The sequence below is a fragment of the Niallia sp. NCCP-28 genome, assembly GCF_023168165.1.
GTDB lineage: Bacteria > Bacillota > Bacilli > Bacillales > Cytobacillaceae > Niallia.
Map to the genome: position 1 here is coordinate 504333 of NZ_BQYJ01000001.1, position 26615 is coordinate 530947.

Sequence of the window (26615 nt, forward strand, 5' to 3'; positions counted from 1 at the left end):
TTTAGCCTCCACCATTGTTTTAATAGCAACTATCATTCAAAGTTTTTTAGCAATCACAAAATATCTGCCGTTCGCAAATGAACGGCAGAAGCAACAGATTATGAAGAAGAGATGTGTTTTTAAACCCTATTATCCTTTTACTGCACCAGATGATAATCCGCTGACAAAGTATTTTTGCAAAAATAGATAAAGGATAATAATTGGAAGTGCTGATAACAGAGAGCCAGCTGCTACCCAGCCAATATTATTTGTATATTGGGAAAAGAAAGACGATAAGGAAACCGTCATCGTTTTCATTTCAGGACTTTGCAGGAAAAACACCGAAAACTGATAATCATTCCACACATTGACTCCTGCTAAAATCGTAGCTGTCGCTGTAATTGGTTTTAATAGTGGCATAATGATGCGGAAAAACAATCCAAATCTGCTCATTCCGTCCATCATAGCCGCTTCATCCAATTCCACAGGGATGGAGCTGATAAATCCAGTAAATAAAAATATTGTCATTGGTAAATTAAAGGTTACATGCAAAAGAATAATCGACCAATAAGAATTCATGCCGCCGATATCTACAATAAATTTATACAAAGGCACTAATATAGTAAGGGGTGGAACAATTAGGGCCGAGATGAACAGCAAATACATAAATTTATTGAGACGAGTTTTATATCTAGCTAATGGATAAGAAGCAAATGCTCCGATAACAATAACTAAAATGATGGAAAAAGCGGTAATAATAATATTATTAAAAAACGCTTGCCCTAAGTTTGCCTGCTCCCAAGCATTTGTAAAATTATCTAGATAAGAAAACGACGGCAGAGACCATTTTGAACTAGGATCATCCATTGCTTTAAAACTAGTTGTGATTAACAAATAAAACGGAAAGATATGTGTAATCCCAATGACAGCCATTATAATCAGTAGCCATTTGTTATTTTTTTTCATTATGCAATCTCCTTCTTTCTTAAATAAATAAGCGCTGTTATGCTTATTAAAGAGATTAATACAAAAGTAAGGTTTCCTAATGCAGAAGCATATCCAGCATCTTGACTAGCAAAATAAATTTTATACATCATTGTGGATAAAGATTGAGAGGCGTATCCTGGACCGCCATTTGTTAATGCGACAATAACATCAAATAATTTTAGCCCTCCAATTAAATTAAGAACCACATTGATTGTAATAGAAGGCATTAGCATCGGCAGTGTAATATAACGGAATTTTTTAGCAGCAGATGCTCCGTCTAATTCTGCTGCTTCATAAAAGTCAGCAGGGATAGATTGCAGACCAGCTAAATAGATGACCATCGCAATTCCAATAAACTGAAATGTGTTTACAAATGTAATAATCCACACATTTAATTCTGGGTTTGCTAATAGATTAAGTGGCTTATCTTGAAATAATAGAATAATATCATTTAATGCGCCTCCATCAAATTGAAAGAAAAAGTACCAAATATATCCCATAATTAATGGACTGATAATTGCCGGCAAATACACAATCGTTCTAACAATTCCTCTTGCTTTAATGCTTTGGTTAAGAAGGATTGCATAAAAAAGACCAATTAAGTTTTGAAATAGCGTACTTCCAACCCCGTAAATCAATGTATTTTTAATAACCGTTCCGATATTGGGATCTGACAGCATTCTTTTGTAGTTCTCAATGCCAACCCAACTAAAAGCTTGCGAATATCCATCCCAGTTGGTAAAGGAGATTTTGATTCCATTAAAAAATGGATAAAAGATAAAAACACAAAATAATAGCAGTGCTGGGACATACATTAGATTAAGCCATATTGGGGAACTCATGCTTTTGCGTTTTTTTATTGTGGATTTCTTGCTAGTGGTCAATTGTATGTTTTTTTCATTTGTGACAATCTTTTCCTCCATTTTATTCACGCCCTTTTTTTGATAGGAAAGCCATCCGCATTTGCAGACGGCTTTTTATCGCTTCCTATTATTTTTGTTGACTTTTTAATCTTTCTACCTCTTTTTTCATGTTTTTAGAGAACTGCTTTGGTGTTACAGATCCAGCAAGCAATTCTTGCCCTTGTGTACAAAGAACATCCCACATGCCGTTTGGAATATAAACTCGATCAAAGTAAGGGAACACACGATTAGTTTCGTACTGCTCGTAATATTTCGTCAATTCTCCTAAATCTGCATCAATATCTTTAATTCCTGCTGGCAATCCGGATGCTTCCGCCATTAACTTTAAGTTTTCTGGTTTCGCAAAGTACGCAACATATTCTTTTGTTTCCTCTAAATGTTTTGAATCTTTCCATATACCCATGGTGAATCTTTCACCACCAGAAAATGCTGGTTCATCCCCTTCCACAATACTTGGCACTGGCATATAGCCAATATTGATATCCGGATTCATTTCTTTTGATTGCAAGACTGATTGAGGGCCGTTCATAATAAAAGCAATTTTTCCTTCTGCAAATAATTTTGGCATATCACTATATTTTGCTGTAAGAACATCTTCATTCATATAGCCTTTATCAAACATTTCTTTGAATTTTTCTGGAAGATATGTCCAGTTATCCCAATCGAACTTGTCATTTAATAAATCATCAGCATAATTTTTGTCTGCGCTAACTAGCAATGGTGTCGCAAAATAATCAAAAAATTGTCCAATCGATGAAGAATCTATTCCTGAGAAGTAGAATGGAAGTACTTTTCCTTTGCTTTCCTTTTTAATTTTTTCAGCAGCAGCCATTAATTCATCAAATGTTTTCGGAGGTTCGACTCCATATTTTTCGAGAATATCTGCATTATATGTAATACCGTCTTTTGCTTCATTTAGCGGCAATGCATACACTTTTCCATCTTCATCTGTGAGCACAGGCTTCATGGTATCGGTTAGTTTGGATGCCCATTCTTCATCCTTTAAGTCAGCCAAGTATTTGCCGTATCTATTTTGCGCCCAGCCATGTGTATCAAAAGCATCCGGCAAATCATTTGCTGCCATTTTAACTTTCATATTATTTTCATATCCTTGTCCGCCAAATGTAATTTCTACATCTACATCCGGATTTTCTTTTTCAAAGTTTTCTGTTATTTTCGTAATAGCATCTTTTGCTTCTTGATCACTAGTAGAGCTATAATAGCTTATCTTAATTTTGTCCCCTGAATTCCCGCCCGTTGATTCGCTGCCACTAGAACAGCCAAAAAGCGCAGTTGCTGATAAAACGGTGAAAATGGCTAAAGAAATACGTTTTTTCATCTAAAATCCCCCTATTCGTTTATCAAGCCTTCAAAATCTAGAAAAGTAGAGAAGCAATAATTTTCTTTGCATCTTCTTGCAAAATTTTTTTCTCACATCCCTAATTTTGTGAATTTTGTTTTCTATACTTCTATTCTACTATTTTTGTTAGCGTTTCCATATGCTATAATTCTACTGTGAAAGCGCTTATTTATAATATGCATGCCAAAATGGTACACTTTTTAAAGGAATTTCTTATAAACTTATACTTATATATTTTAAATTTTTGCGAAATAGAGGAAAAAAAATGAAATTTACTTATTCTTTACGATTTAAATTAACGATTCTTTACTTCTTTATTATTGTCGTGCCTGTTTTGATCATTGCGATTGCCATGCCTCGTTATTATCAATATTTGCTGGCAAAAGAAACAAAAAAATTGACAGCACATACCTTAACTTCCTTGAGCAATAATGTTCAATCCTATTTAGATGAATTATCAAGAGTTACTATTACACCATACTTAAATGAAGATATTCTGTCTGCCATCTCTAATGTTTCCACTAATAATTACGAAACGGCAGATCCTTCCACACAATTAGCTGTTAATCGCGCATTATATAATACATTGCCAAAATATTTAGATTTTACAAGAGAAGAAGTGCAGAGCATTTTACTGGTCACAACAAATGGTGCTCCGTTTCTACAAACCCGCTTTAAAGATAACGTCGCTTCAAATTATGACTTTACTAGTCAAGACTGGTATAAACGCGCACAAGAAAACGATGGAAAAGTCGTCTTTATTCCACCGCATTTTCAACAATATATAGAAGGAAAAAATCAAAAAAAAGTAATTTCTGCTGCACGATTAATTCGAGATCCAATTTCTCAAAAGCCCCTTGCAGTTTTAATGGCAGACGCTGATAATTCAGCATTCGAGAAAATTTTTCGCGGCATAGACTTTAACCATGAAAGTTCTATTATGACCGTTATGAATAATCAAGGCGAATTATTTTTTTCCAGCAAAAATTTAACTGACCCCATAAAAAAAGATATATTTTCCAATAAAAAAGAAGTCCAAGTAAATGGGCATTCTTACACCATCGTTTCACAATTAATACAACCAGAAAATTGGAAAATCGTTGTTTTATTATCCAAAGAGGAATTGGCGGCAAAAACCCTGCTGCCATTTATTATTGGTTCTATATTTGCATGCATCGGATTGATTGTCACCTTTTTGCTTTTCTATTTTTTATCGAATTGGATTATTCGTCCATTTAAAGATATGGTACAGATAATGGAGAAAGTAGAGAAAGGAAACTTTGATGTACATTTAGCCAGTCAAGGAACAGATGAAATTGCTCAACTGAAAAAAGCTTTTAATTCAATGATTTTCCAAATTAATGATTTAATCAATCGTGAATATCGAGCTGTTTTAAATGAGCGCAATGCAGAATTTAAAGCACTTCAATCACAGATTCATCCCCACTTTTTATATAATACACTTAATGGATTTATTGGTTTAAATAGAATAGGAGATAAAAAAACACTAGAACAGGCTATTTTATCATTAAGCTCTATGCTCAGATATAATCTCCATCATACAAATAAAGCGACGATTGCTGATGAATTTTCCTTTCTAAAGCAATATTGCCTTCTGCAGAAACTGCGCTTTCAAGATCGTATGGAAGTGGATATTTATTATGAGGAGGATACTGCCAATTTAATGATTCCCAAACTACTTTTGCAGCCTTTTGTAGAAAACAGCATTATTCACGGCATCGAACCAAGCGAACACTTTTGTAAAATAACGATTTCTGCTCAACTAATAGAAAAAGAAACAAACCAATACTTAAAAATTATTATTTCTGATAATGGTCTAGGATTTGATGTAAATAAAATGAAAGAGAAACAAAGCATTGGCTTGTCTAACAGCCAAGAACGGCTAAAACTTTTTCAGCCAGAATCTCTGCTATTACTGAATAGCGAAATTGGCGTAGGCACTACGATTACCCTGGAAATCTTACAAGGAGAGTGACAAAAATGAAAGTGCTGGTTATCGATGATGAGTTTTTAGTAAGAGCAGGTTTAAAGAGTATGCTTGAAGAGCTAGATATTCCTGCTTTGCAGATATTAGAAGCCGCTAATGGACAAGAAGCATTGCACTTATTAAACAAAGAGCAGCCTGATTTAGTATTTATCGATATTCAAATGCCAAAACTTAATGGACTAGAAATCATTGAAATGACAAAAGAATCTTTGCCTCAAACAGGATGGATCATTCTAACAGGCTATGCAGAATTTTCTTATGCACATGCAGCTTTAAAGCTTGGAATCGAAGATTATTTGCTAAAGCCAGTCAGCATCGAAGATTTAGAGCGGGCTATTGATAAAAGACAATTAGAAAATGCCAAATACTATGTAGAACAAAATCTCCAATTTGAAAATGAATTAATCCGTGTCATCAATGGCCTATCCTCCTTTCAAGAAGTTACAACTAATTCAGCCGTACAAGAAAGTCATTTTTTATGTTCTGTTTTTTTTCTAGACAGTTATCTGGAAGAAAAACAAATAACCAAAACATTACAGCAGTTTTCTCATTCTCTTAAGCTATTAAGTTATGATTTTATCGAAAAAAACGCAAATATATCGATTTTCACCTTATCTACCGGAGAGCTGATAACCGTTGGAGCTTGGAATGGAAACGAAAAACAAGGAAAAAAAAGCATCGAAGCATATTTTGCTCATATACAGGGTCTGCTAAAAACATACAGAAGCGATTCTTTTTCTATAACATGCATTCAAAGTACACAATGCCAGCCAATCGATGAAATTAATATGCCTGTTGCCAACATTTTGCACCTGTCTCCCTTACGAATAATAATGGGTATTAATCAATATTGGAAAGCAGATGAGTATGTCGACAACCAGACAGACTGCTACGATCTATGTAAAAACATTTTAACTCTTAGAGATTATTTTAAAGAAAAGAATTACTTGCTGTATATGAAAACAGTGGGAGATCTAGAAAATTATCTTTTTTCTTTAACTCTCGATGCAACCATAAAAAATAATATTTCCTTATTTATTAATAGTTCGATGGACTGCAGACTTTCTGCTGCAGAATCTCTAGACAGATGGATACATAAATTAAAAGAGTGTGGGGAAAAAATGCTTATTTCTGCTAACCAAGAAAAGAGCCAGCCTGATCTTATTAAACTAGCGATTAGCTATATTGATGAAAATTATATGCATAATATTGGAATCGGGCAAATTGCAGAACTTCTTCAAGTAACACCAAACTACTTAAGCACACTTTTTCATAAAAAAACAGGCAGCACCTTTACTAAATATATAACCAATACACGAATACTAAAAGCAAAGGAACTATTGCTTGATCCCTCCAAAAAGGTGCAAGAAGTTGCAGAAACAGTCGGCTATTTCAGCACAAGGCATTTTACAAAGCTGTTTACGGAAATAGTCGGCTGCTACCCCTCAGAATACCGCAATCAGCAAAAAAACAATGTGTAAAATAGATGCAAATAAAAAAGGAACATTTGAGAAAAAATACCTCAAATGTCCTTTTTCACCCCTCTTAGCAGTATTTATCAAATGCCTGCTGAAGCTTTTCGACTACTTGCTGCGGATCATGGCCTTCAATTTCATGTCTTTCAATCATGGTTTGTATTTGTCCGTCTTTTAATAGAGCAAATGATGGAGAAGACGGTGCATATCCAGTAAAATAAGAGCGGGCCTTTTCTGTTGCTGCCTTATCTTGGCCTGCAAAAACAGTGACAAGCTGATTCGGCAATTGACTATGCTGCAAAGAAAATTTTGCTGCTGGGCGAGCAATTCCTCCTGCACAGCCACAAACTGAATTTATCATAACAAGCGCAGTGCCTTTTTGAGAAAGCTTTTCTTCCACTGCTTCTGGTGTTGTCAACTCTTCATAACCCGCTGCTACTATTTCTTCTCGCGCTTGGCGCACTACATCATTCATAAATAAATTAAAATCAATATTCATTGTCTATCTCCTTTTAATTGTTTATTTTTCTATCGTAAACATATATCCCAATATGTTTAAACTTTTTGTCTTTCTTCATTATTATCAATATAAAAGAAATTTTCAACAAATATGTTTTAATAGCTGGCAGCAGCCGTAATTAACTACTATACAACATGATTTATCTTCTTAAGAAACGTCAGGCTATAGACTAATTAATTTCTCTTTGCCCTTTCTTCTAATAAGCAGACTTTTGCGGACAGTAGACTCTCAACTAGATTTTTCGTTTCTTCTCCTAATCTTTGAGTCAAGAATCTTACTCCCATGAAAATAAACGGTTGTCACTCCCGAAATTTGGCAATACTAAATAAGACCCAGCTCATTCGTGTTTTTTTGAAAGAGAGTGCCTATTCCGATTTATGAATTGTCCGTTAGCTTAGGATATTTTTGAGATTATTACTTGATAGCCGAGTTTCTCTAACCTTTTTACGGAATAATGAACAATTGACTGTTGTTTCTGTTTATCAAAATGATCTTCACCGAGATCAACATAATATTCCTTACGGGTCAAGAGGTAATAAGTAATTCTCAACATCGCATGTGCAACGGCCATTCCAGCTCTCTTTCTTCCTTTTCTCGCACTAATTCTTCTATAAAGTGCACCGAGATAGGTTTTTGATCTTGCAACCGAATGAGCGGCCTCTATTAATGCTGACCTTAAGTATTTATTCCCTTTTTTAGTCTTAGATGATTTCTTTTTACCCGCACTTTCATTGTGACCCGGTACAACTCCCGCCCATGAACATAAATGAGCTGCAGTTGGAAATTGTTCCCCCACGTTATTTCCGATTTCAGCTAAAATTTGTTGGGCAGTAGGAATGGCAATACCCGGAATAGAATCCAATCTTTCTATATCCTCCTTGGATGCTTCTAATCTAGAATCGATCTCCTCATCAATCCTTTCAATATGTTCTGTCAAATAGTCTATATGGCTTAAAATCGACTTTAACATCATACGTTGATGGGAAGTTATTCTTCCTTGAAGAGAAAGTTCTAGTTCCTGTCTTTTAGCTTTTAACTTTCCTCTAGCTGAATTAGCTAATAGCTCTACGTTGTCTTGGCCATCAGCGATTGATTGAAGCATTTCCCGGCTTGATACGCCTAAAATATCGGAAACAACGGACCCTAATTTAATATTTGCACCTTCCAGTACTTTTTGAATCCGATTATGTTGTCGTGCTCGTTCCTCCACCATACTTCTGCGATATCTAACAAGTTCTCTTAATTCTCGTTGATCTCTATTTGGAATATAGCTACCTCTTAGTAATCCATGTCGAAGTAATTCACAGATCCACTCGGCATCTTTTACGTCTGTCTTTCTTCCAGGAACGGCTTTAATATGTTGAGCGTTGACAACTAAATAACCAATTTCTTCAAATTCTAATAAATTAACAATTGGCTTCCAGTATACGCCAGTACTTTCCATCGCCACTTGTGTGCATCCATGTTCCTTAACCCAGTCTACTAGTTCTAATAAAAATACAGTCATGGTAGAAAAGGTTTTGATCTCCTTTCCCTCTGGGGTAACTACACATGCGGTTATACTATTCTTATGAACATCTAAACCACATGCACGTTCAACAACTACTTGCATAGAAAAGCATCCTTTCTACGGCCACTCATTATGGAGGCTGGTACAACAACCAGAATAGGGTTAATCTCCCATGCGTGCTTCTCAAAGAGAGCGACAATTGTTGGTGCACCTTGATCGTTGGTGTCAGACTGCCCGATGGACTCGAAGTACCACAGTAAATCGACCTTCCTCTCCAGCCGTAGTATCAGTATGGCCAACCAAAACCTATTTTCATCCTTGTTGGTGAAGCTTGCTTCATGGATGGCTGCCCGTTAATGCTGGAGAAACAATGATCTATTCCCCTGATCTACCTAATCATTAATAGATAGTAGTAGAATCCTCATTTGTATTCTCCAATATGTCCTTCACTCTTTGCAAAAATCTTCCGCAAACCAATCCATCTAATACTCGATGATCAAGAGATAAGCAAAGATTAACCATATCGCTGATTGCAATCATGCCATTTTTGATTATAGGGCGTTTTACAATCGATTCGACTTGTAGAATAGCGCTTTGAGGATGGTTAATAATTCCCATCGATTGAATCGATCCAAAGGAACCTGTATTATTTACCGTAAAGGTGCCTCCTTGCATATCCTCGACCGTTAATTTGCCTGTACGTGCTTTTTTGGCAAGTTCTGTTATTTCTCTGGCAATTCCTTTAATCGATTTTTCATCAGCATGGCGAATTACTGGAACAAATAAAGAATCTTCTGCTGCAACTGCGATGGAAATATTAATATCTTTTTTGCGGACAATTTTGTCCCCCGCCCACGTAGAATTAAGTTCTGGAAATTCTTTTAATCCTCGCGCTACTGCTTTTACAAAAAAAGCAAAAAATGTTAAATTAAATCCTTCTGCCGTTTTAAATGAATCTTTTATCTTATTGCGGTAGTTGACTAAACTTGTCACGTCCACTTCTATCATTGTCCATGCATGTGGAATTTCGTGTTTGCTTTTTTGCATATTGGCAGCAATTGCTTTACGAACAGGCGTTATTGGAATTTCTATATCGCCATTACTTGTTGGGATTTGTTTGGGCTCTTGCTTATTTGATGCAGCTGCTGGTGCTTGCATATCAGCACGTTTTTCATTAGCAATCGTTTCCGCTTGCGGTTCGGTTTGGAAAACAGCAGGTGTTCCTTCTTTGATTGCCCGCAGTACATCTTTTCTTGTAATCCGGCCTCCTGCACCAGTCCCATTGATTATATTTAAATCAAGTCCTGCTTCTTGTGATAACTTTAAAACAGCAGGAGAATATCTTTGTTTATTTTCTCCCACACTTTTGGCTGGTTCTTTTTTCTTCTCTTCTTTTGCCTGCTCTAAACGGGCATCATTTCCTTTTCCATCTTCTACTTCCATCGTGCAGATTACTTCTCCTACTTGCACTGTTTCATCTTCCTTAACAAGCAGTTCAGAAATAACTCCTGCAAAAGAAGATGGTATTTCTGCACTAACTTTATCTGTTAAAACTTCTGCCAACGGTTCATATTTTTTGACTGTATCCCCTACTGCTACCAGCCATTTTTGTAGGGTGCCTTCGGTTACACTTTCCCCTAATTTTGGCATTGTTATTTTTTCCCTAGTCATTCTAATCCCTCCTTCTTTTTAGAATTCTGCCAGCTTTCTCATTGCCTTTTCTACTTTATCCGGATTCACTAAAAAATACTTTTCCATTGTCGGCGCATATGGCATTGCCGGTATTTCATCTCCAGCAAGGCGCATAATCGGGGCGTCAAGATCGAATAAACAATGTTCTGCGATAATCGCAGATACTTCACTAATAATGCTTCCTTCTTTATTGTCTTCCGTAATAAGCAGCACTTTCCCTGTTTTAGAAGCTGCTTCGATAATGGCTTCTTGATCAAGGGGATATACTGTTCTTAAATCCAGAACATGTGCAGAAATTCCGTCTGCCGCTAATTTTTCTGCTGCTTGCAGCGCAAAATGCACACATAAACCATATGTAATAACAGTAATATCTTCTCCTTCTCGTTTCACGTCTGCTTTTCCGATTGGCAGTACATAGTCACTTTCTGGAACTTCCCCTTTAATTAAACGATAAGCACGCTTATGTTCAAAAAACAATACTGGATCTGGATCGCGTATCGCTGCTTTTAATAAGCCTTTTACATCATATGGAGTTGATGGCATCACGATTTTTAGCCCTGGTGTATTGGCAAACATCGCTTCAACCGACTGGGAATGATACAGCGCTCCATGAACTCCGCCGCCATATGGGGCACGAATAACAATTGGGCATGTCCAGTCATTATTGCTGCGATAGCGGATTTTCGCTGCCTCTGAAACAATTTGGTTAACTGCTGGCATAATAAAATCAGCAAATTGCATCTCCGCAATAGGTTTTAGCCCATACATGGCAGCTCCAATGCCAACTCCAGCAATAGCAGACTCTGCAAGCGGGGCATCAATCACTCGCATCTCGCCAAATTGTTCATATAATCCTTGCGTCGCTTTAAATACTCCTCCTTTTACACCAACATCTTCCCCAACTATAAATACTTTTTCATCTCTTTCCATTTCTTCACGGATAGCCATGGTAACAGCATCAATATAAGATATTACCGCCATTTAATTTCCTCCTTCATTCCCATATACATATTTAAGGGCATCTTCTGGATTAGCATATGGTGCATTTTCTGCATACTCTGTTGCTTCATCAATAATATCTGCAATTTTTTCGTTCATCTCTTTATCTTTTTCTTCTGTTAAAACACCGACACTAACTAAATATTCTTTAAAAGTGATGACTGGATCTTTTGCTTTTGCTTCTGTTACTTCTTCTCGAGTACGATATGGTCTATCATCATCATCAGAGGAATGGGGCGTCAGGCGATAGGATACCGTTTCAATTAATGTAGGACCTTCTCCTTTTCTTGCACGATCCACCGCTTCCTTTGTTACTCGATATACTTCAATCGGATCGTTTCCATCGACCGTATATCCTGGCATTCCATAACCAATAGCACGATCTGATACATTTACGCACGCTAACTGTTTTTCAATCGGAACAGATATGGCATATTTATTATTTTCACACATAAAAATAACCGGCAATTTATGTACACCTGCAAAGTTTGCTCCTTCATGAAAATCCCCTTGGTTAGAAGAGCCTTCTCCAAAGCTGACATATGTGACAAAATCTTTTTTCTCTATTTTTCCAGCAAGGGCAATCCCTACTGCATGAGGTACTTGTGTAGTAACAGGAGAAGATCCAGTTACTATTCGATTTTTTTTCTGCCCAAAATGTCCTGGCATCTGTCTCCCTCCAGAATTTGGGTCTTCGGCTTTGGCAAAACCAGACAACATAATATCTTTTGTTGTCATGCCAAATGCCAGCACAACTCCTAAATCTCGATAATATGGAAGGATATAATCTTTTTCATTATCAAAAGCAAATGCTGCTCCTACTTGTGCTGCTTCTTGTCCTTGACAGGAAATAACAAAAGGAATCTTACCTGCTCTATTTAGTAACCACATTCTTTCATCTATTCTTCGTGCAAGCAGCATTTTTTCATACATTGAAAGCACTTGTTCATCTGTTAATCCTGCTTCTTTATGGCGATTTGCGACCATTTTAAAACCTCCTAAATTATTGTTATTCGACGGCTTACGCTTGCTATTGTTTTTACTTCTGCATAACGATTCACTACAATCCATGTAGTTAAATTCTTTTTTTGCTGAAAAGTTTTTCCTCCTAAACTTTGCTTTCGTTTACCCGTGAATGGCATTTCCATCGACTGCCAATGCCGCTTCGCCAATTGCTTCTGATAAAGTAGGATGGGCATGAATGGCTGTACCTATTTCCCATGGCGTTGCATCTAGCACACTTGCAAGTGCGGCCTCGCCAATCATATCAGTAGCATGGGGACCAATAATATGTACACCTAATATGTCATCTGAATTTTTATCTGCAATAATCTTCACAAATCCTTCATGTTCCCCATAAACTAATGCTTTGCCGATTGCTTGAAAAGAAAACTTTCCTTTTTTTATTGTATAGCCTTGTTGTACTGCTTCCTTTTCTGTTAAGCCAATGCTTGCGACTTCTGTGCTTGTATAGATGCATTTTGGCACCTTATTATAATCAAATTCCTTTGGGTTTAGGCCTGCTATATGCTCTATTGCAATAATCCCTTCATGTGAAGCCACATGAGCAAGCTGTAATCCTCCGATGCAATCGCCAATCGCATAAATATGATTTTCTTTGGTTTGGTAAAAAGAATTGGTTGCAATAACCTGGTTATCTGTAACAATATCTGTATTTTCCAATCCAAGTCCTTCAATATTGGCAGCACGTCCAACAGAAACTAATAACTTTTCTCCTTCAAATGAAAGCTGTTGCTCCTTTTGAAGCGCTTTTATCGTAACTGTTCCATCTATATTTAATGTTTCTGGCAGCACATTTGCACTAGTGAAAATTTTTACGCCCTTTTTCTCCAGCACTTTTTGCAGTTCTCTGGAAATCTCTTGATCTTCTGTTGGAATTAGTCTATCTGCATATTCAAGCAGGGTGACCTCCACTTCAAAATCAGCAAGCATAGATGCCCATTCTACCCCTATTACCCCTCCACCGACAATAATAATAGACTTTGGCAATTGTTCCAGCTGGAGCGCCTCTTCGGAACTAATCACCTTATTGCCGTCTATTGGAAGTCCTGGCAAACTTTTTGGACGAGAACCTGTTGCAATAATTACATTTTTAGGGACAAGCATTTCATTTTCTTGGCCACTGTTCATTTCAACTGAAATCGTTCCTGGAATTGGAGAAAAGATGGATGGCCCTAATATTCTGCCTATTCCTTCATAAACATCTATTTTTCCTTTTTTCATTAAATAGTTCACACCATTATATAACTGTTCAATAATATTATTTTTGCGTGTTTGCACTTTGCCAAAGTCAATGCCAATATCTTTTGTCATAATGCCGAAATCATTAGCATGTTTAGCTGTACGATAGACCTCTGCACTTCTAAGCAACGCTTTGCTCGGTATACATCCCTGATGCAGACAAGTTCCACCTAATTTTCTTTTTTCCACAATAGCTGTTTTCAGACCTAATTGAGAGGCGCGGATAGCTGCAACATATCCGCCTGTTCCACCACCTAAAATCACTACATCATATTCATTTGCCATCAAATTCACCCTTCTTTTTCTCATTTCGCCTAAAAGCTAGTTATCCGATTTTCCCTATTTAAAAATCTATTTTTTTCACATAAACCCATACTTTTCTAATTTATAATACAGATTTCGTACGGATAACCCTAATGCTTTAGCTGTTAGCGTTTTATTGCCATCCTGTTTTTTTAATGTATTTTCAATGATTACTTTTTCATATTTTTCTACCAACAAAGATAGAGGAGCTTCTTCATTTATTTCAGGTATGTATTCTTCATTTATTGCATTTCCACGCTGAAGTTTAAAATGTTTTTTTTTCAGCTTTCTGTCCTCTTTTTCAAGAGAAATCATTGCCAATTGGATAACTGCCTTCAACTCTTTTATATTGGCATAAAATTCATGTTGTAAAAGCAGTTCATAAACAGCTTGATCAACTTCCTCTACATGACGATTGCATGTTTGATTAAGTTCGTTCGCAAAATATGCTATTAATAGCGGAATATCTTTTGCACGTTCCTTCAGCGATGGCAAATGAATACAAAATTTGTTTAATTCATAATATAAAGCTTCTAGAAGCTTTCCTTCTACCATTTGTTTTTCCAAATTTTCTGATGACCCTGCCATAATTCTAATACGATTATTTTTATTCTTGAAATTTTTTTCCGTTAAAAAGACAAGAAGCTTTTTTTGCAGCGATAAAGGCAGCTTGCCAATTTCATCAAAATATAAAGTGCCTTGGAAAGATGTTTTGCCCTCTTTACTATTATCACCATCATTTTTAAAGTATAAAAATTCTTCTGCTAGTTTTTCAGTCATTTTTATACAGGAAACAGCCTTAAATGTATTACCTTTTTGGCTGCTCTCATGATGAATAGCAGATGCAAACATTTTTTTCCCTGTTCCTGATTGCCCTCTAATAAGAACAGCTGTCTCTACAGTGCTTGCTAGCATTGCCTGCTGATAAGGAAGCTGCATAGCATCTGATTGGCAAATTATATCTGCAAAAGTAGAGGTTGCTTCTCTTTCTTGATGAAAATAGTGCATGCAAAGCAATTCCTTGGCAGATGCAATCAACTTTTTGTATGTAGGAACTAAATGTATATTGCCTTCTATCAAATCTGCTGTTTTCTCTCCAAATAAGGATAGGGAACTATTCACTTTTTCTTTTGCATCATTAGAAAAAAGAATTTCTGCAATATTTTGCAAGTCTAGATGCAAAACCACTTCCAGCCCAACTGATCTTTTGCTGTTGGCATCCATAGATTTTGGCAGCAATAAACAAAGGGCACCAATTATTTTGCCATGATGATCAATAGGAATACTTGAAGCAACTAGCTGACATTCATCCTGAAACATTAATTTTTCCATTTCTATTTTTCCTGTTTCTAGCACTGTCATTAAAGAACTATTAGGCCATATTTCTCTTAAATTTTTATGATTCGCCAAATCAAGCTTCTGCATTGCTGCATCATTAGAAAAAATAACATGGGCTGATTGGTCTATTATTAATAAGCCATCCTGTATTTCATTAAATATCTGTTTAAGATAGAAGGAATGCTGCATGCTGCAAAAGCCTCTTTTCACATAATTTTCTTACTTGACCGTGCAAATTATTTCATAGTTATACTATAATCCTCTTTTTATTATTATGCAATTTTTTTCTAGTTATCCTAATTTTCTGTTTTATTTTGCTCTTATTCAAAAAGCAATTTACTTTTTAACTATAAACAATAAAAAAAGCAGGCAATTGACTCTACCTGCTTTTTTATCATTCAACTTTTGTTATGGGGCAAAATTGAGCATACTTTTGGCAAGAGATGGATCATCCGTAATAAGGGCTGAAATGCCGCTGTCTGCAAATAACTTCATTTTTTTCGGATCATTTACCGTATATGCTCTAACCTTAATGCCAAAACTTTCTGAGTCTCTAATAAACTCTTTGTTTATTAGACGCTGGTTAGGATGAATCCCATTGGCTTTTATTGCTTTTGCGTACATCCAGGGCCGATAAATGCCATCGGAGAATAAAAGAGCGGTTTCGATTGCTGGATCTATTTGATTGCATAGCACCATACTGTAATGATTAAAAGAAGAAAAAATTATCTGATTTTCAAGTCCATATTGCCGAATAAGTTCCACTGTTTTTTCTTCCATCCCTTTATAAGGAAGTTTATTATTTTTAAATTCAATATTGCAGATGATATTTGTTTGCTGCAACCATTCAAAAAATTCATGAAGTGAAGGAATTTGCATCTTTTGCCCATTTCCATTATATTTAGAGGCAGCGTCCAATGTCCTTATATCTTTGTACAGATAATCTTTTACATAACCGGATCCATTGGTCGTTCTATCTACTTTTTCGTCATGAATAATAACTAATTCTCCATCTTTTGTCATTTGGATATCTAATTCGATACCATCAGCACAAACCTTTTCTGCTTGCTGAAAGGAGATCATCGTATTTTCTGGGAATTTTGCTGAATATCCACGATGGGCAAAAACGAGTGACATTCTGACACATCCTAACATTTTTTTATAGGGGGGAAATTATTTGAAACCTTTACAACTATCACCTGACACAGCGCTGAAGCTTGCTAAAAAACTTCAGGTTCCTGTAGAACAGCTTATGCACATGCCCCAACATATATTGGTGCAAAAACTAATGGAATTAGAAAAAGAAAAACAATAATGGATAATCTACTATAACTTGCTAAATATATTTAAAGTTTATGGTATCATAATACCATTTTATTTATTCTGTTTTGTATTTTATAGACTGACTGGGCTTGTTCCGCAACAAGTCCAGTCTTTTTTTATTGGCTGTTTTCGTATAGCTGGCTGCTTTGAATGCACTTCTCCTTCCGTTAAGCAAACACAGGTCTCCTCGGATCTCGTCTTTTTCGCATCTCTTTCCGGAAGTCTGCTTGTATTCAGGATGCTGTGACCTGATTTCCTCATTTTGCTGTAAAAACAACAAACTTTGAGAAAACAGCCATTTTATTAAAGCTCTTTTACAGATTACCCTACTAACAAAAATAAAAACAGACATCAGGTTAGTTCCTGATGTCTGTTTACATGTTCTTCTAATTATTAAGCTTTAACAACGTTAGCTGCTTGAGGGCCACGTTGACCTTCTTCTATATCAAAAGTAACTTCTTGACCTTCGTCTAATGTTTTGAAACCTTCAGTTTGGATAGCGCTGAAATGTACGAATACATCTTGTCCTTCAGAAGATTCGATGAATCCGAAACCTTTTTCTGCGTTAAACCATTTTACTTTACCTGTAGCCATGTTTGTTTTCCTCCTATGTGCAACTCGCACAATTAAATAATTCACTATCCCTGCTCTTTTTGTATAAAAGATGTATCTTCTAACTTCGAACAAAAATAATTCTTCTTTATAGTAACAGGTTCTGCTTAAGAAAGCAAATATTTACAGCATAATAATTAAATTACTACTAATTTTCTTCTACTTGATTTTACTTTTATTCGTAAAATTGGAGTAAAAACCATTCTTACAACTCTAGTTTGATACGCATCCATTTTTAAAATGAACAAATAAAAAACGTGCGCTCCTGCCTATTTTCACTACTAAATATTGGTATTATACACTATTTCCACGTTTTCTAACTCTTTCAAGAAGCCTTGTGTTCCAGCCTTAATTTATCTGCCACAATCGCGATAAATTCGGAATTTGTCGGTTTTGCTTTGGACATGCTGACTGTGTAGCCGAAAAGAGAAGAAATAGAATCGATATTGCCTCTAGACCATGCTACTTCAATTGCATGGCGGATTGCCCGCTCTACTCTGCTTGCAGTTGTATTATATTTTTTTGCAATATCTGGATACAGTACTTTTGTTATAGATCCTAATAATTCAATATCATTGTACACCATAGAAATTGCTTCCCGTAAATATAAGTATCCTTTGATATGTGCCGGCACTCCAATTTCATGGATAATGCTTGTAATGCTCGCATCCAAATTGCGCGGCTTTGAATCTTGCTGCTGACTTTTATAGCTTGTGGGGCTTTTTCTAATAAATCCATTTGATTTTCCGCTTACTTGACGGATATGGCTTGCTAAATGATCCATATCAAATGGCTTTAGAATAAAGTAGGATGCTCCTAAGTCTACTGCTTTTTTTGTTACATCTTCCTGACCAAATGCTGTTAGCATAATAACATTTGGCATAGCAGATTTCCTCTCTCTCATTCGCTCTAGTACTGCCAATCCATCTAAGTGAGGCATAATAATATCTAATATCATAACGTCTGGTTCGATTTCCTCAATGAGCTCTAAGCATTCCTGTCCATTATGCGCAACTCCCACTACTTCCATATCATCTTGGCTTCCTATATACTCTTCTAATAAACCAACTAATTCTCTATTATCATCAACAATACATACTTTTATCTTCTTCACTAATAATTTCCTCCTCGAATCCAGCATCTCTTCTATACATTTATTCTAAATGACTAGTTCGACAAAGTAACTAAAAATCCTTTGATTTTATTAAAAAATGTTAAAAAAGGATGAAAATCTTAATTTTTCTCCTGTTTTCTTTAAATTTCGACCATATTCGATATTCTTTATTTTTTTCCTTAAAACATTGTCGAAACATCACGATATAATTTTTTTATTATACTCGATAACAAATGCATAGTACTCTTTTTCACTGTCTCTTTTTTTTGCAAACATATTTATCAGACAGTTTTTTTCATATTTAACCAATCTGGGAAAAAATTTATGACGAAATGATGAATATTTTCTTGTTGTAAAACTGATTCTTACGTTATTATTATAGTTGGACTTTCATTATGTTTTTTACTTCTATTAATTAGTGCAACAGAAAGGATTTTTTTATGGAAAATGTTACAAAAGAAGTACAGTCTACTCGTAAAGTGCTTTGGCAGCTTACAAGACCACATACGTTAACGGCCTCGTTTGTTCCTGTTTTGATTGGAACTGTACTCGCAATGCAATCTGTCAATTTAAATATAAGTTTATTTATAGCAATGCTGCTTGCATGCTTGTTTATTCAAATTGCAACTAATTTGTTTAATGAATATTACGATTTTATTAGAGGTTTAGATACGGAGGACTCCGTAGGAATTGGCGGTGCTATTGTTCGCCATGGAATGAAACCAAAAACAGTTCTGCAACTAGCTTTATTTTTATATGGCATTTCTTTAGTGCTTGGCATTTATATTTGCGCAAGCTCCAGCTGGTGGATTGCTCTTATAGGGTTATTTGGAATGGCAATTGGTTACCTTTATACAGGCGGCCCACTTCCTATAGCTTATACGCCTTTTGGAGAAATTTTCTCTGGAATTTGCATGGGCTCTCTCTTTATTTTAATTTCTTTTTATATCCAAACAAATAATATTACTGTCGAAAGCATTCTTATTTCCATACCAATTGCTTTTTTAGTTGGGGGAATTAATTTAGCGAATAATATTCGAGATATTGAAGAAGATACATTGGGAGGCCGCAAAACAATCGCTATTTTAATTGGTTTTGATAAAGCAGTTGCTTTGCTTGGAGCGCTTTTTACTTTATCCTACCTATGGATTATTGTCCTTATCTTGTTTGGAAGTTTAAGTCCATGGCTCCTTATCATTCTATTGAGCATAAAAAAACCAATACAAGCAATCAAAGGATTTAAAGGGGATAAAAGCCAAACACCAGTTGCGATGAAGTCAACAGCATTAACCAATACTATTTTTGGTTTTTTATTATGCATCGGCTTATTGCTGCAATATATTTCTTCATAAAAAAAGCGCTCAAGTCAGCGCTTTTTTTATGAAGCTTTTTGTTTTGAATTCTCATAAATATTAATTCCTGCTTCATCTAACATCCATTCTATATGAACTCCATAGCCACTAGTTGGATCATTAACAAATACATGAGTAACTGCTCCAATTACTTTTCCATCTTGAATGATTGGACTTCCGCTCATTCCTTGGACAATTCCTCCTGTTTTTCTTAACAATTCTTTATCTGTCACTTTGATGACTAACCCTTTTGTAGCTGGAAATTTTTGCGGTACAGAACTGACTACCTCTATGTCAAATAGTTTCACTTTATCATTATCAACAACAGTTAATATTTGTGCTGGCCCCTCTTTTACTTGATCAGATAAAGTAATAGGCATTGGTTTATCCATAATTCCATTCGTTAACTGTTTGTTTAACTCTCCAAAAATTCCAAAGGCACTATTTGTCGTAATATTTCCAATTACTTCTCTATCTGAAGAAAAACGGGCTAATTTTTCGCCAGGATTGCCGCTTGATCCCTTTTCAATGCTTGTAACAGTTGATCGTACAATTTCTCCATCATCCACTACAATAGGTTTTTTTGTATCCATATCTGAAATAACATGCCCTAATGCGCCATATTTTTTTGAAGCTGGATGATAAAAAGTCATTGTTCCTATTCCTGCTGCTGAGTCTCTTATATATATACCTAATTTATAAGAATTATCTCCTTTTTCTTTTAATGGAATAAGTTTTGTTTTAATTTCATCGTTTTCTCTCCGAATGGTTATATCAAGTCCATCTCCTGAAGTTCCTGCATTTTGTACAAAAGGTGCTACATCTGACATTTTTTCAATTTTTTTGCCATTTATTTCTGTAATTAAATCGCCTACTTTAATTCCCGCTTTTTCTCCTGGGGATGCCTTGCCTTCTTCTGTATTCACTTGATGATGCCCTACTACTAATACGCCAACAGTATTTAATTTTACTCCAATAGATTGTCCGCCAGGAATAACTTTAAAATCTTTTATTACATTCACATCTACTTTTTTCACTGGAAAACCTGCCAGTTCTAGCACTACGCCATTTTTCCCATATTCTTTGCCATGTAAAGATAATTTTTTTTCATCCTGGCTAAGAGCAACCACTGCATTATCATCCGATAATTTTGCAGTGACAGGAATGGCAGCATCCACTGTTATTTCTTGGTTCTCAAATACCGTTATATTTTTAGGTATATGAATGTATTCTTGAAAGGGTTGATTAAAAGCTAAAGAAATTAATGAAACAAGGAGAATTCCACCAATTATTTTTCTAAGGAAGTCACTTTTCAAACTATTCACTCTCCTCGCTTCTTGTTCACCACTTTTTTGGCTACACCTATAATTTTGCCTGCAAATAGAGCATTTATAACTGTAAAATCTTTATAAAGCCCTCTCTATTTATGCACAACTAGTAAATTTCGACAAAAAGGTGTTAGTAAACCGCTGTTCATTAAGTTTTCATTTTATTATTCTACATTAATAATTTCCAAATAAATGAGGCTAAAATATGAACAGCACATATATAAAGGAAAAGTGGGGATATATACATATAGTCTTTATCTTCTTTTTTGATTATGAAAGCATTTCTACTTTATCATAACTTTTTTAAATGGATATTTTTTACATTTTTAAGGAAGGGCCGACAAACAGCACAATAAACAAATTATCTACAATAAACAAAAACCTCCTGAATATCAGAGGTTTTTGCTTATCTATCTATTCTTAGCTTTTTGTGCTAATTTTAACAGTTCTTTTGCATGTTTTTTTGTTAATTCCGTAATTTCTGTTCCAGAAATCATCCGTGCTATCTCTTTTATTTTGTCTTGTTTTGCAAGCGGGTTAACGGTAGTTGAGGTTCTGCCATCTTGAATATTTTTTGCAATAAATAAATGCGTGTCAGCCATTGCAGCAACTTGCGGCAGGTGGGAGATGCATAAAACTTGAGAATCATTGGAAACATGAGCAATTTTTTCGGCGATGGCTTGAGCCACTCTTCCGCTTACACCCGTATCAACTTCGTCAAAGATAATGGATGTAATGCCTTGATGTTTAGAAAAAATGCTTTTTAATGCAAGCATCATCCTGGACAATTCTCCACCAGATACTATTTTTGATAAAGGTTTTAATGGCTCTCCAGGATTAGTGGAGATATAAAACTCCACTTCATCTATTCCAATTTTTGTAACACGTTCTTCATTTTGCTTAATTTTCACTTCAAATATCGTTTTTTCCATATATAATTCTTTTAATTCTTTATGAATGTCATCAGTTAATCGCTCTGCTGCCATTTTTCGCAGCACCGTTAATTCATTTGCTTCTACTAATAAATCCGAATGGAGGCTCATCAGTTCTTTTTCCAGCTTGTCTATATGTGTTTCTTTATTCTGCAATGTTTCTAATTCTTCTGCAATTTTTGCTGCATACTGTACTATTTCTTCGACTGTTTTTCCATATTTTCTTTTCAGTCCGTTTATTTCGTTTAATCGTGACTCAATCTCATTTAAACGTTCTGGATCATATTCAAGAAAATCTAAGCTATTGCGCAATTTGCTTGCCACATCTTCTAAAATATAATAACTGTTTGATACAGATTCAGCCATCGTTTTATATTCTGTATCAAGTGTCGCAGCATCTTCTAAATGCCCCATTGCTTCGCCAAGCCAATCTAATCCCTTCTGTTCTCCTCTTAGGCTATTGTAGCTTGTCTGGATACTATCAAAGATGCGTTCATAATTCATCAGTCTTTTTCTTTCTTCCATCAACTCTTCATCTTCTTGGATGCGTAAATTTGCATTCGTTATTTCCTCATGCTGAAATTGCAGCAAATCAAGCCTTTGTGCCATTTGTTGTTCATTTTCAGTAAGTTTGCTTAGTTTTTTCTTTGTTTGAACATACGCCTCGTAAACTTCTTCATATTCTTTTATTACTTTGCTTATTTCATTAATAGCAAATGTATCCAATAAATTCAGATGTCTGGTTTCATCCATTAATTCTTGGTGCTCATGTTGTCCATGAATATCAATTAAACTTGAGCCAATTTCCCTCAATGTGGAAATGGTAATAAGTTTTCCATTGATTCGACAAACACTTTTGCCGGAAAGAGCAATATCACGTCTTAGAATAATAGTTCCTTCTTCAATATCCACTCCAAATTCTTGCATTTTTTTAAAGCATGGGTGCCCCTCATCTATATAAAATAATCCTTCAATTTCAGCTTTTTCTTCTCCATGCCTTACAAATTCTGAGGAACCTCGGCCTCCTACAAGCAGATTAATCGCATCAATAATAATGGATTTGCCTGCACCTGTTTCACCAGTTAAAACTGTTAACCCCTTTTGAAAAGAAATTGATAAACTATCAATAATGGCAAAGTTTTTTATAGATAATTCACTTAACAACTATTGTCACCTCTTTTTAAAGCATATCAAGAAAACGATCTGTTATCGTTTGTCCATCTTCTGTCGTTCTGCAAATAATCAAGCATGTATCATCCCCGCAAATCGTCCCCAAAATCTCTTCCCAATCGAGGTTATCAATTAATGCGCCAATTGCTTGTGCATTTCCCGGCAATGATTTCAAAACCAATAGATTTCCTGCAGAGTCAATTTTCACAAAAGAATCGACCATTATTCTTTTTAACTTTTGCAGAGGATTAAAGCGCTGATCTGCAGGAAGACTATATTTATATCTGCCGTCTGTTAAGGGCACTTTCACTAAATGAAGTTCCTTAATATCTCTAGAGACCGTCGCCTGCGTTACATTAAATCCAGCTCTTTTTAATTCATCGACCAGTTCATCCTGTGTTTCTATATCATTATTCGTAATAATTTCCCTTATTTTAATATGTCTTTGACCCTTATTCATATTTATCACCCTTTAATGATGAATGTACTAAATTTTAGGTTTCTCTCTATATAATCCTTATTAATGATCTCGCCTATTGACAAATATCCTGTACATTCTATTTTTAATTTTTGTCAAAACTCTTGTTTATTCTACAATTTGCATCAGTTTCTCCTCATTATACTATACAATTATTTATTTTTTTACAATCTAAAGAGGAATAAGTTTCACTTATTCCTCTTTGCCATTTGAAAAATTACTCTTCTTTTTTTGTTTTTAATTCATTATGTGCAAACATGACTGTTTCATTAATAAGGCTTGTAAAATCTGACTCCTCTTCAATAGGCTGATTATCCCAATGCAAATGGAGCAAAAATTCAATATTGCCATCCCCACCTGTAATTGGAGAAAAGGATATGCCCTTTATTTTGTAGCCTTCTTGCACAGAAAAGCTGATAATTTTCTCCAGTACAGAAACATGTACTTTTTTATCTCTTACAATCCCTTTTTTTCCGACTTGCTCTCTTCCTGCTTCAAATTGAGGTTTTACTAATGCAATAACATCGCTTTTTTCTACCAGCAATGTTTTTAAAACAGGCAAGATTAATTTTAGAGAGATAAATGATACGTCAATGGAAGCAAAATCAGGCATGCCTTCCTTTAAATCAGCTGGAGTAACATAACGGAAATTAGTTCTTTCCATAACGACTACCCGCTCATCTTGCCTTAGCTTCCAAGCAAGCTGATTGTATCCTACATCTAAGGCATATGACATCTTTGCTCCATTTTGCAAAGCACAGTCCGTAAATCCTCCTGTTGAGGAACCGATATCGAGAAGCACTTTATTTTCGATATTCACATCAAATACTTCAAGCGCTTTTTCCAGCTTTAAACCACCGCGGCTCACATACTTTAATGTTTTTCCCTTAACAGTCAGTTTGGATTCTTTATTTATTTTTTCACCTGGCTTATCAAGTCGCATTTCTTCACAATAAACAGTTCCTGCCATTATCGCTCTTTTTGCCTTTTCTCTTGTCTCAAATAAGCCTTGTTCTACTAATAAAATGTCTACTCTTTCTTTCTTCATCTAATCCTAAGCCCTTTTTTGTTTTTTTCTAGCAATTGAAGATATTCTTTTTACTGCTTCTTCTGCAGTGAAATGAATTTCATTTAATAAAGATTGAACATCCCCGTGTTCAATAAATTCATCAGGGATTCCCATTCGATCAATGCTGCTTGCATCATATCCATGATCGTGGGCAAACTCTAATACAAAACTTCCAAATCCTCCTTGAAGAACAGCTTCTTCAATGGTTAAAATCGGTATTTGCATATTTAATAAATCCAGCATCATCGATTCATCAAGAGGTTTAATAAATCTTGCATTGATTACCTTTACTGAAATCCCTTGTTTTCCTAGTATTTCCCTTGCTTCTAATGCCATTTCAATTGTTGTTCCGAATGTTAATATTGCTGCATCCGATCCTTCTTTTAATACTTCCCATGAACCAATCGGAATCGTTTTAAGCTCCTCATCCATTTTGACTCCTAAACCATTGCCTCTTGGAAAACGCATAGCAATAGGACCATCATTATATTGAATTGCTGTATGGACCATATGCTGTCCTTCATTCTCATCTTTCGGCATCATCAGCACTAAATTAGGCATATGCCGCAAAAAAGCAATATCATAAACGCCTTGATGTGTTTCTCCGTCTGCTCCGACTAATCCTGCACGGTCAATGCCAATAAAGACATTACATTTTTGGCGGCATACATCATGAAGCATTTGATCATAAGCTCTTTGTAAAAAAGTGGAATAAATCGCTAAAAATGGCTTCATCTTTTGTGTAGCAAGTCCAGCAGCTAATGTTACCGCATGCTGTTCTGCAATGCCAACATCTAACATGCGATCAGGAAATTCCTTTGCGAACGCTTCTAATTTAGAGCCCACAGGCATAGCAGGAGTAATGGCCACTATTCTTTCATCTTTTCGTGCAAGCTTAAGCACCGTATCACTTACTAATTTACTCCATGCAGGTGGAGTATTGACCGGTTTAATGATATCCCCTGTCTCAATCTTATACGGTCCTGTTCCATGCCATGTACCAATTGTATCCTTTTCTGCCGGAGAGAAACCTTTTCCTTTTTTTGTCAAAACATGCAAAAGTACAGGTCCTTCTGTCTTCTTAGCATAATTTAATTGCTCCAGTAAATCTTCATAGTTATGCCCATCTACAGGTCCTAGATACGTAAATCCTAGTTCTTCAAAAAACACGCCTGAAACCAGCAGATATTTTAAACTATCTTTGATTTTTTCTGCTGTAGCGGCTAATTTCCCTCCCACTGCAGGGATTTTTTTCATCAACATTTCTAATTCATCTTTTGCCCATTGGTATTTGCCTGCCGTTCTTAATCTGCCCAGCACTTGATGAAGAGCTCCTACATTTGGCGCGATAGACATCTCGTTGTCATTTAAAATAACAATCATATTTTTCTTTTCGTCCCCAATATGATTAAGAGCCTCAAGAGCCATACCGCCTGTTAATGCTCCATCTCCAATAATGGGAATAATATAAGAATCTTCTTTTTTTAGATCGCGAGCAACCGCCATTCCCATTGCAGCAGATAAGGAAGTAGAACTATGGCCTGTTTCCCACACATCATGTTCGCTTTCATTCATTTTCGGAAATCCAGACAATCCTTTATATTGTCTTAAAGAACCAAACTCGCTGGCTCTGCCAGTTAAGATTTTATGCACATAAGATTGATGGCCCACATCCCAGATCATTTTATCTTTTGGACTATTAAAACATTTGTGCAAAGCAATTGTCAGTTCTACTACCCCTAAATTCGGCCCAATGTGGCCCCCAGTTGCAGCTAATTGGTTGATTAAAAAATGACGAATTTCTTCACTAAGCTTCTCTAGTTCATTTATCGATAGATCTTTTAGAAAAGATGGATTTTTAATCGACATTAAATCCATACA

Annotated in this window: 23 protein-coding genes; 4 read left to right on the plus strand and 19 right to left on the minus strand. The window is 35.6% G+C overall.

The genetic code is table 11. The features are described from left to right. Positions 1-129 precede the first annotated feature (129 nt). The 3 genes from NCCP28_RS02495 to NCCP28_RS02505 form a co-directional block, all read right to left on the minus strand. On the minus strand, positions 130-945 hold the full coding sequence (locus tag NCCP28_RS02495) for a carbohydrate ABC transporter permease (protein WP_248559823.1): 816 nt from the start codon (positions 943-945) through the stop codon (positions 130-132). Then, entirely contained in the window at positions 945-1889 is a 945-nt protein-coding gene (locus tag NCCP28_RS02500) for a carbohydrate ABC transporter permease (RefSeq protein ID WP_375709358.1), read from the minus strand. The genes NCCP28_RS02495 and NCCP28_RS02500 overlap by 1 nt, the downstream gene beginning before the upstream one ends. A gap of 67 nt (positions 1890-1956) precedes the next feature. Continuing rightward, on the minus strand, positions 1957-3228 hold the full coding sequence (locus NCCP28_RS02505; RefSeq protein WP_248559824.1) for an ABC transporter substrate-binding protein: 1272 nt from the start codon (positions 3226-3228) through the stop codon (positions 1957-1959). A gap of 286 nt (positions 3229-3514) precedes the next feature. Here NCCP28_RS02505 and NCCP28_RS02510 point away from each other — a divergent pair, with 286 nt between their 5' ends. Continuing rightward, positions 3515-5245 carry a cache domain-containing sensor histidine kinase gene (locus tag NCCP28_RS02510; RefSeq protein WP_248559825.1) on the plus strand — a complete coding sequence of 577 codons (1731 nt, stop codon included), beginning with the start codon at positions 3515-3517 and terminating at the stop codon, positions 5243-5245. A gap of 5 nt (positions 5246-5250) precedes the next feature. Beyond that, positions 5251-6738, plus strand: coding sequence for a response regulator transcription factor (locus tag NCCP28_RS02515; protein ID WP_248559826.1), 1488 nt, complete (start codon positions 5251-5253; stop codon positions 6736-6738). 64 nt (positions 6739-6802) lie between these two features. On the opposite strand, the gene NCCP28_RS02520 is transcribed toward NCCP28_RS02515, so the two are convergent. The 9 genes from NCCP28_RS02520 to NCCP28_RS02560 form a co-directional block, all read right to left on the minus strand. Beyond that, the gene (locus NCCP28_RS02520; protein ID WP_248559827.1) at positions 6803-7231 is read right to left on the minus strand and encodes a BrxA/BrxB family bacilliredoxin; all 429 of its coding nucleotides are present in this window, start codon (positions 7229-7231) and stop codon (positions 6803-6805) included. Between the two features lie 415 nt (positions 7232-7646). Beyond that, positions 7647-8864: an IS110 family RNA-guided transposase gene (locus NCCP28_RS02525; protein ID WP_248559828.1), complete on the minus strand. Its 1218-nt coding sequence runs from the start codon at positions 8862-8864 to the stop codon at positions 7647-7649. Positions 8865-9161: 297 nt separating this feature from the next. Next, a complete protein-coding gene (locus NCCP28_RS02530; RefSeq protein WP_248559829.1) occupies positions 9162-10433 on the minus strand; it encodes a dihydrolipoamide acetyltransferase family protein in 1272 nt (423 codons plus the stop codon). An 18-nt stretch (positions 10434-10451) separates the two neighbouring features. Further along, the gene (locus tag NCCP28_RS02535; RefSeq protein ID WP_248559830.1) at positions 10452-11435 is read right to left on the minus strand and encodes an alpha-ketoacid dehydrogenase subunit beta; all 984 of its coding nucleotides are present in this window, start codon (positions 11433-11435) and stop codon (positions 10452-10454) included. Next, positions 11436-12440: a thiamine pyrophosphate-dependent dehydrogenase E1 component subunit alpha gene (locus tag NCCP28_RS02540; RefSeq protein WP_248559831.1), complete on the minus strand. Its 1005-nt coding sequence runs from the start codon at positions 12438-12440 to the stop codon at positions 11436-11438. Positions 12441-12451: 11 nt separating this feature from the next. Next, the gene (locus NCCP28_RS02545) at positions 12452-12595 is read right to left on the minus strand and encodes a hypothetical protein (RefSeq protein ID WP_248560305.1); all 144 of its coding nucleotides are present in this window, start codon (positions 12593-12595) and stop codon (positions 12452-12454) included. Then, entirely contained in the window at positions 12579-14000 is a 1422-nt protein-coding gene (gene lpdA, locus NCCP28_RS02550; RefSeq protein WP_248559832.1) for a dihydrolipoyl dehydrogenase, read from the minus strand. The genes NCCP28_RS02545 and lpdA overlap by 17 nt, the downstream gene beginning before the upstream one ends. A 75-nt stretch (positions 14001-14075) precedes the next feature. After that, positions 14076-15545 carry a sigma 54-interacting transcriptional regulator gene (locus tag NCCP28_RS02555; protein WP_248559833.1) on the minus strand — a complete coding sequence of 490 codons (1470 nt, stop codon included), beginning with the start codon at positions 15543-15545 and terminating at the stop codon, positions 14076-14078. Positions 15546-15764: 219 nt separating this feature from the next. Continuing rightward, on the minus strand, positions 15765-16493 hold the full coding sequence (locus NCCP28_RS02560; protein ID WP_248559834.1) for a glycerophosphodiester phosphodiesterase: 729 nt from the start codon (positions 16491-16493) through the stop codon (positions 15765-15767). Between the two features lie 40 nt (positions 16494-16533). On the opposite strand from NCCP28_RS02560, the gene NCCP28_RS02565 reads away from it, so the two are divergent. Beyond that, positions 16534-16671 carry a YycC family protein gene (locus NCCP28_RS02565; protein ID WP_248559835.1) on the plus strand — a complete coding sequence of 46 codons (138 nt, stop codon included), beginning with the start codon at positions 16534-16536 and terminating at the stop codon, positions 16669-16671. 401 nt (positions 16672-17072) lie between these two features. Here NCCP28_RS02565 and NCCP28_RS02570 read toward each other — a convergent pair whose 3' ends face one another. Both NCCP28_RS02570 and spo0A read right to left on the minus strand, forming a co-directional pair. Beyond that, complete coding sequence (locus NCCP28_RS02570; protein ID WP_248559836.1) at positions 17073-17273, minus strand: cold-shock protein; 201 nt, start codon at positions 17271-17273, stop codon at positions 17073-17075. A gap of 343 nt (positions 17274-17616) precedes the next feature. Beyond that, on the minus strand, positions 17617-18405 hold the full coding sequence (gene spo0A, locus NCCP28_RS02575; protein ID WP_248559837.1) for a sporulation transcription factor Spo0A: 789 nt from the start codon (positions 18403-18405) through the stop codon (positions 17617-17619). A 440-nt stretch (positions 18406-18845) separates the two neighbouring features. Here spo0A and NCCP28_RS02580 point away from each other — a divergent pair, with 440 nt between their 5' ends. After that, the gene (locus NCCP28_RS02580) at positions 18846-19757 is read left to right on the plus strand and encodes a 1,4-dihydroxy-2-naphthoate polyprenyltransferase (protein WP_248559838.1); all 912 of its coding nucleotides are present in this window, start codon (positions 18846-18848) and stop codon (positions 19755-19757) included. A gap of 26 nt (positions 19758-19783) precedes the next feature. On the opposite strand, the gene spoIVB is transcribed toward NCCP28_RS02580, so the two are convergent. From spoIVB to dxs, 5 genes are all read right to left on the minus strand, one after another. Next, complete coding sequence (gene spoIVB, locus NCCP28_RS02585) at positions 19784-21073, minus strand: SpoIVB peptidase (protein WP_248559839.1); 1290 nt, start codon at positions 21071-21073, stop codon at positions 19784-19786. Between the two features lie 422 nt (positions 21074-21495). Beyond that, a complete protein-coding gene (gene recN, locus NCCP28_RS02590; protein WP_248559840.1) occupies positions 21496-23181 on the minus strand; it encodes a DNA repair protein RecN in 1686 nt (561 codons plus the stop codon). 16 nt (positions 23182-23197) lie between these two features. After that, positions 23198-23647 carry a transcriptional regulator AhrC/ArgR gene (gene ahrC / locus NCCP28_RS02595; RefSeq protein ID WP_248559841.1) on the minus strand — a complete coding sequence of 150 codons (450 nt, stop codon included), beginning with the start codon at positions 23645-23647 and terminating at the stop codon, positions 23198-23200. Positions 23648-23882: 235 nt separating this feature from the next. Next, on the minus strand, positions 23883-24713 hold the full coding sequence (locus NCCP28_RS02600) for a TlyA family RNA methyltransferase (RefSeq protein WP_248559842.1): 831 nt from the start codon (positions 24711-24713) through the stop codon (positions 23883-23885). Positions 24714-24719: 6 nt separating this feature from the next. Beyond that, a complete protein-coding gene (gene dxs, locus NCCP28_RS02605; RefSeq protein ID WP_248559843.1) occupies positions 24720-26612 on the minus strand; it encodes a 1-deoxy-D-xylulose-5-phosphate synthase in 1893 nt (630 codons plus the stop codon). Between the last annotated feature and the right edge of the window lie 3 nt (positions 26613-26615).